Here is a 15,659-nt window from a genome sequence, read left to right as displayed (position 1 = left end):
CAGCTATTTTGTTCTGCACACAAACATATTATGAATATCCGTGATGTCAACCACTAACCACTTTGGAGCCGGGATGAGTGCCGGACGTCGACTCCCGCGAAATATCTGGTTTTGCGCGCTCGCAGCTGTTATGTTGTGCAGAACAGCAAACCGGATCACCAGACTCCATGGAGGACTCACGCCGTGACTGAACAGCGCGTGCAGGAACGGAACTGGGCCGGAAACCTCAGCTACCAGGCGGAACGGATCGCTCACCCCCGCACCGTGGAGGAGCTGCAGGAACTGCTGGCCGGAGCCTGGTCCATCCGCGCCCTGGGATCCCGGCATTCGTTCAACGACATCGCCGACACCTCGGGCACGCTGGCGGCCCTGGACCTGCTGGATCCGGCCATCACTGTCGATGCTGAGAACATGACCGTCACGGTGAGCGGAGGCACGCGGTACGGGACGCTCGCCGCGGAGCTGCAGCGGCAAGGCTTCGCCCTGCACAACTTGGCCTCGCTGCCCCACATTTCGGTGGCCGGTGCGGTGGCCACGGCCACGCACGGCTCCGGTGACGGCAACGGGAATCTGGCCACCGCCGTCGCCGGTTTGGAACTCGTGACCGCCGACGGCGGCATCCTCACCGCCCGCCGCGGCGAAACCACGGACTTTGACGGCATGGTGGTGGGACTCGGCGCCCTGGGAATCGTCAGCAGCGTGACCCTGGACATCGAGCCGGCCTTCCAGGTTGCCCAGCACGTTTTTGAGAACCCGGACTGGGAGGAGATGCTGGAAAACTTCGACGACGTGACGTCCTCCGCGTACAGCGTCAGCCTCTTCACCGACTGGAGCGGCAGTACCGTAGGGCAGGCCTGGCTGAAGAGCCGGGTGGCGGATCCGGGCGGGCCGGCCGGCAGGCAGGACTTCTTCGGCGGCACCCCGGCCCTGTCGGCCCGGCATCCGCTCCCGGGCGTATCCGGGAGCAACTGCACTGAACAGCTCGGCATGCCGGGGCCATGGTCGGACCGGCTTGCCCACTTCAAGATGGAATTCACGCCCAGCAAGGGTGATGAACTCCAGTCCGAGTACCTGGTGCCCCGGGAACACGCTGTGGATGCCATCCGCACACTACGCAGACTTTCCGGGCTCCTGACGCCTTTGCTGCTGGTTTCCGAGATCCGAACGATTGCTGCAGACCGGTTGTGGCTGAGCCCAAACTATGGTCGCGACGGCATCGGCCTGCACTTCACCTGGCGGCAGAACCAGCCTGCGGTCGAGGCGGTACTGCCACTGCTTGAAGCGGAGCTGGCGCCCTTTGGCGCACGGCCTCACTGGGGAAAGCTGTTCGACGGCGGTGCTGCCGCCGTCGGGCCCCTGTATCCGCGCTTTGATGACTTCCGGACACTGGCCGGCCGGCTGGATCCGGCCGGAAAGTTCCGCAACCGGTTCCTGGACTACGCGGTCTTCGGCTGCTGATATTGTCACGGATGATGTCCTCAGCAACCCGCCTCCCCGCAACGGCCAGCGACGCTGATCCGTCGCGGCGGAACAACCTTGCCCTGATCGCGACCCTGGTGCACCACCATGGCGTCCTCAGCCGAGCGGAGCTGACCAGACGGACGGGGCTGAACAGGTCCACGGTGGGGACGCTGGTGGGCCAGCTGGTGGCACTCGGACTCGTCTATGAAGCGGCGCCGTCGGGCGAGGCCCAGGTGGGCCGTCCCAGCCCGGACGTCCGGCCTGATCCGTCCACGGCGGCATTGGCCGTGAACCCGGAAGTGGACGCCGTCACCATCGGACTGGTGAGCCTGGGCGGAAAGGTCCAGAAGAAAATCCGCTTTGCCACGGAGCGGATCCCCACAGCCAGCGAAGCCGTCAACATCGCTGCCGCCGTCATTGCCGGGATGCGCTCGGAACTGGATTCCTCGTACCGGATCGTCGGGATCGGCATGGCCGTACCCGGCCTGGTCAACCGCGCGGACGGAGTGGTCCGGCGCGCCCCGCATTTGGGCTGGCGCGACGAGCCCGTGGCCCGGATGCTGGCCGAGGCCACCGGCTACACGTGTCTGGCGGACAACGATGCCTCCCTGGGTGCGGAAGCCGAGCTCATTTTCGGGGCCGGCGCCGGCCGCGGCAACCTGATCTACCTCAACGGCGGCGCCAGCGGCATCGGCGGCGGCGTTATTGCCGACGGGGCGCTGCTGCGCGGAGCCGCCGGATATGCCGGGGAACTGGGACACACCTTTGTGCGCACCGACGGCCAGACCTGCCATTGCGGTGCGTCGGGCTGCCTCGAAACCGAGGTATCACAGTCCCGGCTCTTTGACCTGGCAGGACTGGGCGGCGGCGACGCCGGCCAGCTCGAAGCGGCGCTCCGCGCGAAGGACACCGCCGAGCTGGCCGGGGAGATCGCCCGCCAGCTGGGCTACCTGGGCATCACGCTGCGCAACGCGGTCAACACGTTCAACCCGGACGCGATCGTCCTCGATGGGTTCCTGGGCATTCTGCATGAACTGTCCCCGAACACGCTGGACAACCTGCTCCGCACCCAGGCCCTGGACGAGGTTGCGGGCCGGGCCAGGATCTACCGTGCCGCGCTGGGCTCCGATCTCATGATGATCGGGGCTGCGGAGTTGGCCTTTACCCGATTGCTCGCGGACCCGGCAGGCATCAGCGCCCTGCCCGCACCACCCGCGAAGGTGCGCTGAGTGCACTCTGTAGCGACGACAGTACCGGGCTGACAGCGCAGCTTTCCGCATCGATCACGGCCATAGAATGTTGGACACCACCTTGTCTTCCACCGAAGGGTTCCTCACATGGGCAACACCATTGACCGACGCCAGCCACGCCTGGAAGACGTGGCAGCGCGGGCAAAGGTGTCCCACCAGACGGTCTCGCGTGTCATCAACAACCACCCCAATGTCAGCAGCGCCACCCGGGAAAAGGTGGAGGCGGCCATTGCGGAACTCGGCTACCGGCGCAACACCGCCGCCAGGAGCCTGGTCACCCGGCGTTCGCAGACCATAGGTGTGCTCGCGGCCGAAATGGGGCAGTACGGTCCTGCCAACACCCTCCTCGGAGTCCAGCAGGCTGCCCGGGAGGCTGGCTACTTTGTGAGCATCGAGGGCATCAAGGAGGCCGGAGCGGGTGCCATCTCGGACGCCGTCCGCCATCTCACGGACCAGGGCGCGGACGGGATAATCGTCATTGTGCCCCACGACGGTACCGTTCAGACGCTGGAGGGCTTGACCCTGGATGTTCCCGTGATCCTTGTGGGTGCGCCGGGCGGGGGGCTCTTCAGCGGAGCGTTGGTGGACCAGAAGCTTGGAGCGCGCCTGGCGGTCTCGCACTTGATCGACCTGGGCCACCGCCGGATCGGCCATGTTTCCGGGCCCCAGGACTGGGTGGACGGCAGGTCACGTGCCGAGGGGTGGGGTGAGCGGCTCCGCGAAGCCGGCCTGCCTGATGACGTCTTGATCGAAGGCGACTGGAGCGCCGGCAGCGGGTACCGGATCGGCCGGCAGCTTGCCGCTGAACGCACGGCTACGGCCCTGTTCGTTGGCAATGACCAGATGGCCCTGGGCCTGCTGCGCGCCTTCAGCGAAGCGGGGGTCCGCGTGCCCGACGACGTCTCCGTGGTGGGCTTCGATGACCAGCCTGAGTCGGGCTACTTCACGCCGCCGCTGACCACCGTCCGCCAGGACTTCGAGGAACTCGGCAGGCGCTGCATGGGCGTTATGCTGAGCGCCCTTGAGGGCGGCGCGGGCGCAGGCACCATCATGGTGGAGCCGGAGCTGGTTGTCCGCAGCAGTACGTCCGCTCCCGCCTGATTCTCTCCTGATCTTCCCAGCCATAACCCCGACACTTGACGTCCCAATTGTTAGCGCTCACAATTGAATCAATCCGCGCTCACCGGACCAGCTATTTGGAGGACTTCATGGACGTCACAGTGGACGGCACAGACAACTACGTCATCGGGGTGGACTACGGAACGCTTTCGGGACGGGCCGTTGTGGTCCGGGTCCGTGACGGCAAGGAACTGGGCAGCGGTGTCTTCGACTATCCGCACGCCGTGGTCACGGATGCCCTGCCGGCGGATGTAGCGGGCGTTGCGGGCGACGGCGGCGCCCGGCTTCCCGGGGAATGGGCACTTCAGGTGCCGAACGACTACCGCGACGTCCTCCGCCACGCCGTCCCCGCAGCGATCGCAGACGCCGGGATCAACCCGGCAGCCGTCGTCGGAATCGCCACTGACTTCACGGCCTGCACCATGGTGCCGGTCAAGGCCGACGGCACCCCGCTCAACGAACTGCCCGGCTTTGCCAGCCGCCCGCACGCCTATGTGAAGCTGTGGCGGCACCACGCCGCGCAGCCGCAGGCGGACCGGATCAATGCCCTGGCCGCCGAACGCGGCGAAGCCTGGCTGCCGCGCTACGGGGGACTGATTTCCTCCGAGTGGGAATTCGCCAAGGGCCTGCAGCTGCTGGAGGAGGACCCGGAAGCCTACGCCGCCATGGACCACTGGGTGGAGGCGGCCGACTGGATCGTCTGGCAGCTTTGCGGCCAGTACGTTCGCAACGCCTGCACCGCCGGTTACAAGGGCATCTACCAGGACGGCCGTTACCCCTCCGAGGACTTCCTCGCCGCGTTGAACCCGGAGTTCAAGGATTTCGTCAGCACCAAACTCGAGCACATCATCGGCCGGCTCGGCGATGCCGCCGGCTACCTCACCGCCGAAGCCGCCGCCTGGACGGGCCTGCCGGAGGGCATCGCCGTGGCCGTCGGTAACGTGGACGCCCACGTGACGGCCCCGGCAGCCAAAGCCGTGGAGCCGGGGCAGCTGGTGGCCATCATGGGCACGTCCACCTGCCACGTCATGAACGGTTCGGAACTTCGCGAGGTGCCTGGCATGTGCGGCGTGGTGGACGGTGGGATCGTCGACGGCCTCTGGGGCTATGAGGCAGGACAGTCCGGCGTGGGCGACATCTTCGGCTGGTTCACCAAGAACGGTGTCCCGCCGGAATACCACCAGGCGGCCGCTGCAGCAGGGCTGGGCATTCACGAATACCTCACCGAGCTGGCCGCAAACCAGGCAATCGGCGAGCACGGACTCATCGCCCTGGACTGGCACTCCGGCAACCGTTCTGTACTGGTGGACCACGAACTCTCCGGCGTGGTGGTGGGCCAGACCCTCGCCACCAAGCCCGAGGACACCTACCGGGCACTGCTGGAGGCCACGGCCTTCGGGACACGCACCATCGTGGACGCCTTCCGCGATTCGGGCGTGCCCGTAAAGGAGTTCATCGTGGCGGGCGGCCTGCTGAAGAACAAGCTGCTGATGCAGATCTACGCGGACATCACCGGACTGCAGCTCTCCACCATCGGCTCAACCCAGGGCCCGGCGCTGGGCTCCGCCATCCACGCGGCCGTGGCGGCCGGGAAGTACGCCGACATCCGTGAAGCCGCGGCGGCCATGGGCTCGGAACCCGGCGACGTCTACACGCCGATCCCGGAAAACGTTGCCGCCTACGAGGAGCTGTTCCAGGAATACCGCACGCTCCACGACTACTTCGGCCGGGGCGCCAACGACGTGATGCACCGGCTCAAGGCCATCCAGCGCAGGTCCGCCGCAGCGTCCCGCGCCGGAACCGCAGCAGTACCTGCCGCCCCCGCAACCGTTGGAGCCTCCGCATGAGCACCGCGACCGCAAAAACACTGGACACCATCGCCGGGATCCGCCGCGAAGTCTGCACCCTGCATGCCGAGCTCACCCGCTATCAGCTGGTGGTGTGGACCGCCGGCAACGTCTCCGCCCGCGTACCCGGCCGCGACCTGATGGTGATCAAGCCGTCCGGCGTTTCCTATGATGACCTCACGCCCGAACAGATGGTGGTCACCGACCTTCACGGGGTGCCGGTGGATGGCGATGCGGACGGTGAGTGGGGCAACCCGCCGCTGTCGCCGTCGTCGGACACGGCCGCGCACGCCTATGTCTACCGGCACATGCCCGACGTCGGCGGCGTGGTGCATACGCACTCCACCTACGCCACGGCGTGGGCCGCTCGGGGCGAGTCGATCCCGTGCGTGCTGACCATGATGGGTGATGAGTTCGGCGGCTCCATCCCGGTGGGCCCGTTCGCGCTGATCGGCGATGACTCGATCGGCCAGGGCATCGTGGAGACGCTGAAGAACTCCACCTCGCCCGCGGTCCTGATGCAGAACCACGGCCCGTTCACCATCGGCAAGGACGCCCGTTCCGCCGTGAAGGCCGCCGTGATGTGCGAGGAAGTGGCGCGTACCGTCCATGTCGCCCGCCAGCTCGGCGAACCCATCGCCATCGACCAGACCCGGATCGATTCCCTCTACGCCCGCTACCAGAACGTCTACGGCCAGTAACTGCCCCTCGTCGGCCCACCCCCCAAACTTTCGCAGGAGAAACCCATGAACAACGCCAACAGCACGTCCCTCGGCCACTACGAGGTCTGGTTCCTCACCGGTAGCCAGCATCTCTACGGCGAGGACGTCCTCAAGCAGGTCGCCGCCCAGTCACAGGAGATTGCCGCCGCACTGAACGCCTCCTCCGACGTCCCGGTCAAAGTGGTCTGGAAACCCGTCCTCACCGATTCGGACGCCATCCGCCGCACCGCGCTGGAAGCGAACTCGGACGATTCCGTGATCGGCGTGACGGCGTGGATGCACACGTTCAGCCCGGCCAAGATGTGGATCCAGGGCCTGGACCTGCTGCGCAAGCCACTCCTGCACCTGCACACCCAGGCCAATGTTGAGCTGCCCTGGGCGGACATCGACTTCGACTTTATGAACCTCAACCAGGCAGCGCACGGCGACCGCGAATTCGGTTACATCCAGTCTCGCCTGGGCATTCCCCGCAAGACCGTGGTGGGCCACGTGTCCAACCGGGAAGTCTCGCGGCAGGTGGGCGTGTGGCAGCGGGCGTCTGCGGGCTGGGCCGCGGTCCGGACCCTGAAACTGACCCGCTTCGGCGACAACATGCGCAACGTGGCCGTCACTGAGGGTGACAAGACCGAAGCGGAGCTGCGCTTCGGCGTCTCCGTCAACACGTGGTCCGTCAACGAGCTCGCCGACGCCGTGCACGGCGCCGCAGAGTCCGACGTCGACACCCTGGTGGCGGAATACGAGCGCCTCTACGAGGTGGTCCCGGAGCTGAAGGCCGGGGGAGCGCGGCACGAGTCGCTGCGCTACAGTGCCCGCATCGAACTGGGCCTGCGCAGCTTCCTGGAGGCGAACGGCTCAGCCGCTTTCACCACCTCCTTCGAAGACCTGGGCGAACTTCGCCAGCTGCCCGGCATGGCCGTGCAGCGGCTTATGGCCGACGGCTACGGTTTCGGCGCCGAGGGCGACTGGAAGACGGCCATTCTGGTGCGCGCCGCCAAGGTGATGGGCGCCGGCCTGCCCGGCGGCGCCTCCCTGATGGAGGACTACACCTACCACCTCACCCCCGGCGCAGAGAAGATCCTGGGTGCGCACATGCTGGAGGTCTGCCCGTCCCTGACCGCTACGAAGCCGCGCGTCGAGATCCACCCGCTGGGCATCGGCGGCAAGGAAGACCCGGTCCGGATGGTGTTCGACACCGACGCCGGCCCAGGCGTTGTGGTGGCGCTCTCTGACATGCGCGACCGGTTCCGGCTCGTGGCGAACGCCGTCGACGTAGTGGACTTGGACGAGCCACTGCCGAACCTGCCGGTGGCCCGGGCCCTCTGGTCGCCGAAACCCGACTTCGCCACCTCGGCCGCCGCGTGGCTCACCGCAGGCGCTGCGCACCACACGGTACTGTCCACGCAGGTGGGGCTGGACGTGTTCGAGGACTTCGCCGAAATTGCCAGGACCGAGCTCCTCACCATCGATGAAGGCACCACCATCAAGCAGTTCAAGAAGGAACTCAACTGGAACGCCGCCTACTACAAGCTGGCCGGCGGCCTGTGAACGGCGTCGACTTTCAGCTCGTCTCGGGGGACTACACCGCCGCCGTCGTCCAGCGCGGCGGTGCCCTCAGGCGGCTGGCTTTCCAGGGCCGGGACCTGGTGGTGCCGTTCGACGCCGATGCGCCCATCCCGGACTACCGGGGGATCGTCGCTGCACCGTGGCCCAACCGGATCGCCGATGGCACGTACCGGTTTGCCGGCGTCGAGCACCAGTTGCCCATCAACGAACCGGAGCGGGGCACGGCACTGCACGGGCTCGCGTTCGACCGTTTGTGGACCGTTGAACGCAGCGGTGCCGACGCGGTGAGCCTGTCCTGTGAGATCGCCGGGACCCCAGGGTATCCGTTCCACCTTCGGCTCCACGTCGATTACACGCTGGACGACGCCGGGCTGCACACCACTGTCACGGCAACCAACGCCGGCGACGAGGCGGCTCCATACGGGGTTTGCCCGCACCCATACCTGCTGGCCGGACCCGCGCCGCTGGATGAGTGGACCGTCCGGATCCCTGCGGGGTCTTTCCTTGAGGTCACGCCGGACCGGCTGCTGCCGGTCGCCACCCGGAAGGTGGAGGGCCACCAGTTCGACTTCCGGGCGCCGCGGGCAATCGGCGGCACACAGATCGACCACGCCTTCACCGACCTTGAGTTCGACGACGGCGGCCGCGCCCAGCTGATCGCCAGGGACCCCGGCGGAACCGGGGTGGGTATGGCCTGGGACCGGACCTGCCCCTGGTTGCAGATACATACTGCAGACAAACCCGCCCCTGTACCCAACAGGCTGGGCCTGGCGGTTGAGCCGATGACCTGTCCACCGGACGCCTTCAACAGCGGCCAGGACCTCGTGCAGCTGGAACCGGGCAGCAGCCATCAGGCCGGCTGGAGCATCTTCGCCGCCTGATGCCGCGTGGTGGTGGCGTTGACACGCACAGAAGCGGCCGGCCCCGGCAGTTAGCCGGGGCCGGCCGCTTCAATGGACAAGCTGGTCAGTGCACAATCAAGTCAGTGCATGCACGGGTCAGTGCGCCAGCAGCGTCTTGAGCGGTTCTCCCGCCGCAATCCGTGCCAGCAGCTCCGGCTCGGCCGCATCGGAGTCGAGCGCCTGCTCCAGGACAGCTGCCGCCTCCCGCGGGGACAACACAATTACGCCGTTATCGTCACCCAGCACCCAGTCGCCGGGGGCCACGGCCACGCCCCCGCATGTCACGGGAAGGTTGACCGCAGACTCGGTGCCGTGCAGGCACTTGGTGGTGAGGCATGACGTGCCGCGGGCGAAGACCGGCAGGCCGGTGCTCCGCAGCTCCAGCAGGTCCGTTGCCACCCCGTCCACCACGATGCCGGCGGCGCCCTGGGCCTTGGCGGCTGCGGCCGTCACCGCGCCGACGGGGGCATGACGGCGATCGCCGTCCATGTCCACCACCAGCACTGCGCCGGGGTACAGCTCCAGCAGCGCCCGGTTCATGGCGATCGCGTCATTGCCGACGATCCGGACGGTGACCGCAGGCCCGGCCACCTTCACGCCGTCCAGCAGCGACTGGATGGCCGGGTCAACGAATCCGTCTTCGAGGAAATGCCCGATGGTGGGGTAGCTGACGGCCTCCACGCCAGCAAGGACCTGCGTGCCTGCCAGGACCTTGCTGCTCACTGTCCCGCCTCAGCCAGGACCGCAACACATTTCGGCTGCCGGGGGGACTACGACGGACCTGCGGCCGCTTACTGCGCCGAAATCCACATCGAGCAGGGCCGCAGCATGGAGCGTGATGGCATCACCATCGGCCTGGTGCAGTCCAGCTGGGCGGCCAACAAGTACGAGTTTGTGGTCCACGGCGAGCAGGCCCACACGGGTTCCACCGTGATCGCGGACAGGAAGGACGCCCTCCTGGGCGCCGCCATGCTGGTGGTGGCCGCCCGCGAACTGGCCGACAGGTTCCCCGGCGTGCTGCACACCTCCGTGGGTGAGCTGACCGTGTACCCCAACTCGCCCGTGGTGGTCCCGTCCCGGGTCAACCTCCTGCTGGACCTGCGCAGCGCGGACGAGTCCGTCCTGGCCGAGGCCGATGCCCTGCTTCACGAACGCATCCCGGCGATTGAACAAGCCGCCAACATCAGCGTGGAGCGGAACCACTCACACTCGTGGCCGGTCACCCCGTACCAGACCGAAGGCGTGGAGCTCGCAGCGAAGGTTGCCGCGGACCTGGGACTGTCCAGCAAGCAGGTCATGACTCTCGCCGGACACGATTCGATCAACATGAAGGACCTGGTGCCCACCGTCATGCTGTTCGTCCCGAGCGTGGACGGAATCTCCCACAACGAACACGAATACACCACCGACGAGGACATCGTGGCCGGACTCGCCATGCTGACCGAAGTGGTCAACCGTCTCTGCAACGGGGTCCTGGAGGACTAGGGGAGACGGATCTCGGCGAAGTGGATGCCCTGATACCCCGGCCGCGTTGATTCGTGCTGCGCGTGGCGTCCCGGCATAGCTGGGCGAGCTGCATATTGTTCGAATGGTGGAACGAACCTGGATGGGATTTAGGAAGAAGCGGTCACCTCACGTCGTGTGGTCAGCCTGGAAGGCTGCGGATGAGGCCAGAGACGTCGGCCTAGCGGCAGCGCTGGCCTCCGAGCTGCTGGAGCTGACACCGAAGTCCTATTACAGCTGGTTTCAAGCCGGTCTGCTGTCCAAGGCCGTTGGCAACTGGCCGGAAAGTCTGGAGCGCAACAAACGGGCGCTGGAACTCTTCACTGCGAAGGATGGTGAAGAGTTCAACGGAGCCAACCCGGCGGCCTGGAACCTGGGCATCGCATCAACAGCCGTGGGTGACTGGTCCACCGCCCGGCACGCGTGGGTCGCTTACGGACTGGACAAGTTTCGGGCTGAAGCTGGACCCATCGACGTCGACTGCGGCATGGCTTCGGTCCGGCTCAACCCCGACCAGCCCAGCCTCCCTCACCAGGTGCTGTTTTCGGCCGGGAATGCTGAGGTGGTCTGGTGCTGGCGCCGGAGCCCGGCCCATGCAGTCATCGCGAGCGTTCCGCTGCCGGAGTCCGGCCATCGGTTCCGAGACGTTGTCCTGCACGACGGTGAACCCAAAGGGACCCGACAGCTCGACGGACAGGACGTGTCGGTCTTCGACGAGCTTGGACGTCTCGAAGTATCCGGCCTGCCGACATGGCAGGCCCAGGTAGTCGGTGCGACCGCCAACGATTTTCAGGCAATATCGGACCTCCTAGAGCAGCGGGGACTCGGACTCGACGATTGGTCCGGGATCCGGTTGATGTGCTCGGAATGCTCGCACGGTGCACAGCAGGATGGACACGACCACATCCCCGCAGCGTCGGACGAAGTGAAACGACTTGGACTCGCTGGCCACGAATCAGACCTCGCCGAAGTAATAGAGACATGGCTGTCCGGGAGGCACGGAATCCAGGTGCTCAACCTCGACTTGCTCTGGTAATCCTCGATCGCTAAGGAAGGGGCGGATAATGTTCGGTCTATTCAAGAAAAGAAAACCAGCGTTGTTATCGCCACGCTGAATGCCCGCCTGCAACCCCCGGACCGGGCAGCCCTTGAAGAAGCCTTCGAGGCCGCCATGACAGGGCGCGGTCACCGAATCCGCGTTGTTGGCGGGGGGAACCCAAATGGCGACCAACGGTGAGGTCATTGAGTGTGATATCGAAATTGAGATTGACGAACTGCCCGAGCTGACGGTCGATGCCGTGACCGAAACCCTTGCCACAATGTTGGCCCCCAAGGGTTCCACCCTGTACCTATCAGAACAAGACCGTCGGATCGATTTCGGCGCACATGAAGGATTGGCCCTCTACCTCAACGATGTAGTCCGGGGGTGGCGGGTTCCGGGGCGCCGATGGCCCATTGCGGCTCGTAGGCCACGATGGTCCGTCCGGCGGGTCCCAGCGACTGGGCGCGGTTGAGGGCGGCATCGATCTCGTCGGTGCACTGCGCAAACAAGATGCGGATGTGCGTCTTCCCCAAGTCGTACCTGTTCAATGAGAACGAACCGGACCTGTACCCGTTCGAGGGCTCCCTGGCAGCCGGCTTCGACTACGAGCGGCCCAACCCTGCCTTCTACCGCCACCTCGAACAGCGCATCAGCCAGCTGGACGAGCTCGGCATCGAAGCCGACCTCATCCTCTTCCACGCGTACGACCGCTGGGGCTTCTCCACCATGACCCCGGGCCAGGACGACCGCTACCTCAAGTACGCGGTGGCCCGGCTGGCTTCACACTGGAACATCTGGTGGTCCCTGGCCAACGAATACGACCTGCTGTTCCGCAAAAGCACTGAGGACTGGGAGCGCTTCGCCGGCATTGTCCAGGCCAACGACCCGAGCGGGCATCTGATGTCCATCCACAACTGCCAGGACTTCTTCGACTACAGCCGGCCGTGGGTCACGCACAGCAGCATCCAGCGCCAGGATGTGCATAAAACCGCTGAGTTCACGGGGGAGTGGCGGGACCGCTGGCAGAAGCCGGTGGTCATCGACGAGGAAGGTGCCGTCCGCGGCGGCTATGTGGGCCACGGCGAAATATACATGCACGAACGAGACGTCTTGTGGTGGGCCAAGGGCGGAGACTTCCACGGCAGCAGCCCCGAGCGCATCGCCTTCCTTCGCCGCATCCTGGACGAGACCCCCGGCGGTTTCCTGGAACCGCTGCCCAGCTCCTGGGACGTCCCCACGGCCGGCATCCGGTACGAATGCGAGCTCAACTACTTCGGCTTCAACCAGCCCACGTACAGGGACTTCGTGATGCCCGCCGGGCGAAAGTACCAGGTGGACATCATCGACACCTGGAACATGACCATTGACACCCTGCCCGGCACGGTGACGGGGCGGTTCCGGGTGGAGCTTCCGGGCCGCCATTTCATCGCCGTCAGGATCCGCGCCGTCAGCTAACCGAGGTTCCCAAAGGAACGGAACTAGACTCCCTCGGGTACGCAATTGCACTCAATGGAGAGGTAGTCCGCTGTGGCTGACACAGTCCTGACCAAGACCGGAACCGAAGAACGCGGGCTCGCCAGAGTAGCTCAACGGATGGCGGCCTGGACCGAGAAATGGTTCCCGGATGCCTACATCTTTGCCCTGGCCGGTGTGGTCATCATCGCCGTCGCCGCCTTGGCGATCGGTGCTTCACCGCAGTCGATCGCCGACTCTTTCGGCAACGGCTTCTGGGATCTGACGGCATTCACGCTGCAGATGGCCATGGTGGTCCTGACCGGTTATGTGGTGGCCACGTCGCCGCCGGTGGCGAAGCTCATCAACCGGCTGGCGCTGATTCCTGCCACGGCACGCACCGCGGTCAGCTTCGTGGCGTTGATGTCGATGTCCGTGTCCTTCCTGAACTGGGGTCTGAGCCTCATCTTCGGTGGACTGCTGGCCCGGGCCATTGCGCGGCGCAAGGACCTCACGGTGGACTACCGTGCACTGGGCGCGGCGGCGTTTATGGGCCTCGGAGCTGTCTGGGCGCTGGGGCTGTCCTCGTCCGCGGCCCAACTGCAGGCCACCGCTGCCTCGCTGCCGCCTGCCCTGCTGAAAATCACCGGCATCCTGGACTTCGGGACAACGATTTTCACCTGGCAGTCACTGCTCACCCTGGCCATCCTGATGGCCCTCACCACTGTGATCGCACATTTCTCCGCGCCCCAGGGCGGCGCGATCCGCACAGCTGAGGATCTCGGCGTCGACCTCGACGACGAACCCAGCGAATCGGCGCCCCGTTCACGCCCGGGCGAGTGGCTCGAATACAGCATGATCCTGCCGATCCTTGCGGGCATCCTGACCCTGGGCTGGTTGGTCTCCCAGTTCCTGACGAAGCCGTTCCTGACCGTGGTCAGCAGCCTCAACGGCTACCTGCTGGTCTTCCTGATCCTGGGCCTGGTGCTGCACGGGACACCACGGAAATTCCTGCAGGCCGTTACCAAGGCTGTTCCGGCTACCGCCGGGATCCTGGTCCAGTTCCCGCTGTACGCGGCCATGGCGGCGATCCTGACCAAAGCCACCGGCCACGGCGGGATGACCATTTCCGCGCATCTGGCAGAGTTCTTCTCGGACATCGGCGGTGGGGGCGCGTTCGCTGTGGTCATTGCGCTCTACACCGCCGTGCTGGGCCTGCTGGTCCCGTCCGGCGGCGGTAAGTGGCTTGTGGAGGCGCCCTATGTGATGCAGTCCGCGACCGATGTGCAGATGAACCTCGGCTGGACCGTGCAGATCTATAACATCGCCGAGGCCCTGCCCAACCTGATCAACCCGTTCTTTATGCTTCCGCTGCTCGCAGTGCTGCGGCTCCGGGCACGGGACCTCGTGGGCTTCACCTTCCTGCAGTTCCTGTTCCACCTGCCGGTGGTACTGCTGCTGGTCTGGCTGCTCGGGATGACATTCCAGTTCGTGCCGCCGGTGATGCCCGCAGGGCAATAGCGGGGCCAAAACCCCCAATCAGGCTGCGGAACCTAGATGGCCGTCCCCTGCAGGCGTAGTCTGTTTTCACCGGCAGCAGCCCGGTCCACCGGCCCGCGTGGATGCCGTTCCATCGGAAGGCGGTTTTCAGAGAACCAGCCCCCAGACAGCCGGGGCTGCCCGTGTTCCAGCAGTCATTGTTTTGGAATCCCGGCAACAGTGGTGCCCTCAGGCAGGACTCCGGCGGGACTGAAGCGGGGCGGGCCGGCGCCCAAATAACCGGAAAACGACGACGAGGGAGGACTCCCATGCGTGCTCGTTCCATCACAATGCTCATTCTCGGCATTTTGTTATCGATGCTGGGCGGTGGGCTGCTCTTCGGGGGAATTGGCGCTTCGTGGGTCAACTCGCTCCAGGACGACGGAGGCTACCTCACCTCTCCGAGGGAACGCTTTGCTGTCGATTCCACAGCCATCGTTTCCGCCAGGGCGGACAACATGCGAGGGGACTCCTACCCCGGACCCCTGCCCTTCGACGTGGGCAGCATCCGGATAGGGGCTGAGTCTGCCAATACAGGCAAAGACATTTTTGTCGGCATAGCGCCCAGGGCGGACGTTGACCGCTACCTCGCCGGCTCCAACTACTCCGAATTGCGGGATGTGGAGTTCCGGCCGTTCCGCGCCGAGTACCGCGAGGTGCAGGGCACAACCCAATTGTCAGCCCCCGCCGACCAGGACTTCTGGGCGGCTTCCACAGCGGGCAGCGGCCAACGGAACCTGGATTGGAAAATCGAGGCAGGGGACTGGTCTGTGGTGGTTATGAACGCGGATGCCAGCGCCGGAGTTTCGGCGGATCTGCAGGCCGGGTTCCGGTCCGAGCTGTTCGGCCCGATTGCCGCCGGCCTGCTCACAGCGGGCGTCATCCTGTTGGTTCTCGGCGTGCCACTACTGATCTTTGGCGCCCAGGGGCTGGGCAGGCACACACCGTCACCCACCGCTGCGGTGCCGGCCGCGTATCCCGGCGCCGCAACGCCGTCCGCCTACCAGGGCCCCGCCAGCCAGGCTCCAAACGTCCAGTCCCCAAACGTCCAGTCTGCCGCCGGGCTGTCGCCGTACCCGGCGCGGCTTCGCGGTGAACTCGACCCGGTGCTCTCCAGATGGATGTGGCTGGTGAAGTGGTTCCTGGCCATCCCGCATTTTGTTGTGCTGTTCTTCCTGTGGTTCGCGTTTGTGGTGGTCACCATCATTGCCGGGTTCGCCATCTTGTTTTACGGGCCGCTATCCACATTCCCTGTTTAA

13 protein-coding genes and 1 pseudogene are annotated in these 15,659 nt (G+C 65.8%); 12 read left to right on the top strand and 2 right to left on the bottom strand.

The window, feature by feature from the left end:
* Nucleotides 1-183 precede the first annotated feature (183 nt).
* From ACX80V_RS03105 to ACX80V_RS03075, 7 genes are all read left to right on the top strand, one after another.
* A complete protein-coding gene (locus tag ACX80V_RS03105; RefSeq protein ID WP_485841895.1) occupies nt 184-1,458 on the top strand; it encodes an FAD-binding protein in 1,275 nt (424 codons plus the stop codon).
* Between the two features lie 11 nt (nt 1,459-1,469).
* Nucleotides 1,470-2,690: an ROK family transcriptional regulator gene (locus ACX80V_RS03100; protein WP_485841894.1), complete on the top strand. Its 1,221-nt coding sequence runs from the start codon at nt 1,470-1,472 to the stop codon at nt 2,688-2,690.
* A 108-nt stretch (nt 2,691-2,798) separates the two neighbouring features.
* Nucleotides 2,799-3,812, top strand: a complete 1,014-nt coding sequence (locus ACX80V_RS03095) for a LacI family DNA-binding transcriptional regulator (RefSeq protein ID WP_485841893.1) — start codon at nt 2,799-2,801, stop codon at nt 3,810-3,812.
* Between the two features lie 107 nt (nt 3,813-3,919).
* Nucleotides 3,920-5,677 carry a ribulokinase gene (gene araB, locus ACX80V_RS03090; RefSeq protein ID WP_485841892.1) on the top strand — a complete coding sequence of 586 codons (1,758 nt, stop codon included), beginning with the start codon at nt 3,920-3,922 and terminating at the stop codon, nt 5,675-5,677.
* Nucleotides 5,674-6,378 carry an L-ribulose-5-phosphate 4-epimerase gene (locus ACX80V_RS03085; RefSeq protein WP_485841891.1) on the top strand — a complete coding sequence of 235 codons (705 nt, stop codon included), beginning with the start codon at nt 5,674-5,676 and terminating at the stop codon, nt 6,376-6,378. Before araB ends, ACX80V_RS03085 begins: the two co-directional genes overlap by 4 nt.
* 45 nt (nt 6,379-6,423) lie before the next feature.
* Complete coding sequence (gene araA / locus ACX80V_RS03080) at nt 6,424-7,944, top strand: L-arabinose isomerase (RefSeq protein ID WP_485841890.1); 1,521 nt, start codon at nt 6,424-6,426, stop codon at nt 7,942-7,944.
* Nucleotides 7,941-8,843, top strand: coding sequence for an aldose 1-epimerase family protein (locus ACX80V_RS03075; protein WP_485841889.1), 903 nt, complete (start codon nt 7,941-7,943; stop codon nt 8,841-8,843). Before araA ends, ACX80V_RS03075 begins: the two co-directional genes overlap by 4 nt.
* A 117-nt stretch (nt 8,844-8,960) precedes the next feature.
* On the opposite strand, the gene ACX80V_RS03070 is transcribed toward ACX80V_RS03075, so the two are convergent.
* Nucleotides 8,961-9,587 (bottom strand): RraA family protein, encoded by a 627-nt coding sequence (locus ACX80V_RS03070; protein WP_485841888.1) that lies wholly within the window; start codon nt 9,585-9,587, stop codon nt 8,961-8,963.
* Nucleotides 9,588-9,620: 33 nt separating this feature from the next.
* On the opposite strand from ACX80V_RS03070, the pseudogene ACX80V_RS03065 reads away from it, so the two are divergent.
* Nucleotides 9,621-10,349, top strand: a pseudogene (locus ACX80V_RS03065) (M20/M25/M40 family metallo-hydrolase); the annotation flags it as partial.
* 103 nt (nt 10,350-10,452) lie between these two features.
* Complete coding sequence (locus ACX80V_RS03060) at nt 10,453-11,403, top strand: tetratricopeptide repeat protein (protein ID WP_485841887.1); 951 nt, start codon at nt 10,453-10,455, stop codon at nt 11,401-11,403.
* Nucleotides 11,404-11,774: 371 nt separating this feature from the next.
* Here ACX80V_RS03060 and ACX80V_RS03055 read toward each other — a convergent pair whose 3' ends face one another.
* Nucleotides 11,775-11,918: a triose-phosphate isomerase gene (locus ACX80V_RS03055; RefSeq protein ID WP_485841886.1), complete on the bottom strand. Its 144-nt coding sequence runs from the start codon at nt 11,916-11,918 to the stop codon at nt 11,775-11,777.
* 7 nt (nt 11,919-11,925) lie between these two features.
* Here ACX80V_RS03055 and ACX80V_RS03050 point away from each other — a divergent pair, with 7 nt between their 5' ends.
* From ACX80V_RS03050 to ACX80V_RS03040, 3 genes are all read left to right on the top strand, one after another.
* Nucleotides 11,926-12,864 carry a DUF5605 domain-containing protein gene (locus ACX80V_RS03050; RefSeq protein ID WP_485841885.1) on the top strand — a complete coding sequence of 313 codons (939 nt, stop codon included), beginning with the start codon at nt 11,926-11,928 and terminating at the stop codon, nt 12,862-12,864.
* Nucleotides 12,865-12,936: 72 nt separating this feature from the next.
* A complete protein-coding gene (locus tag ACX80V_RS03045; RefSeq protein WP_083510516.1) occupies nt 12,937-14,382 on the top strand; it encodes a short-chain fatty acid transporter in 1,446 nt (481 codons plus the stop codon).
* Between the two features lie 287 nt (nt 14,383-14,669).
* Nucleotides 14,670-15,659, top strand: coding sequence for a hypothetical protein (locus ACX80V_RS03040; RefSeq protein ID WP_485841884.1), 990 nt, complete (start codon nt 14,670-14,672; stop codon nt 15,657-15,659).

It is taken from the genome of Pseudarthrobacter arbutini (genome assembly GCF_054510915.1).
Note: the sequence above shows the minus strand (reverse complement) of the source record. Positions and strands in the feature narration are given on the sequence as shown.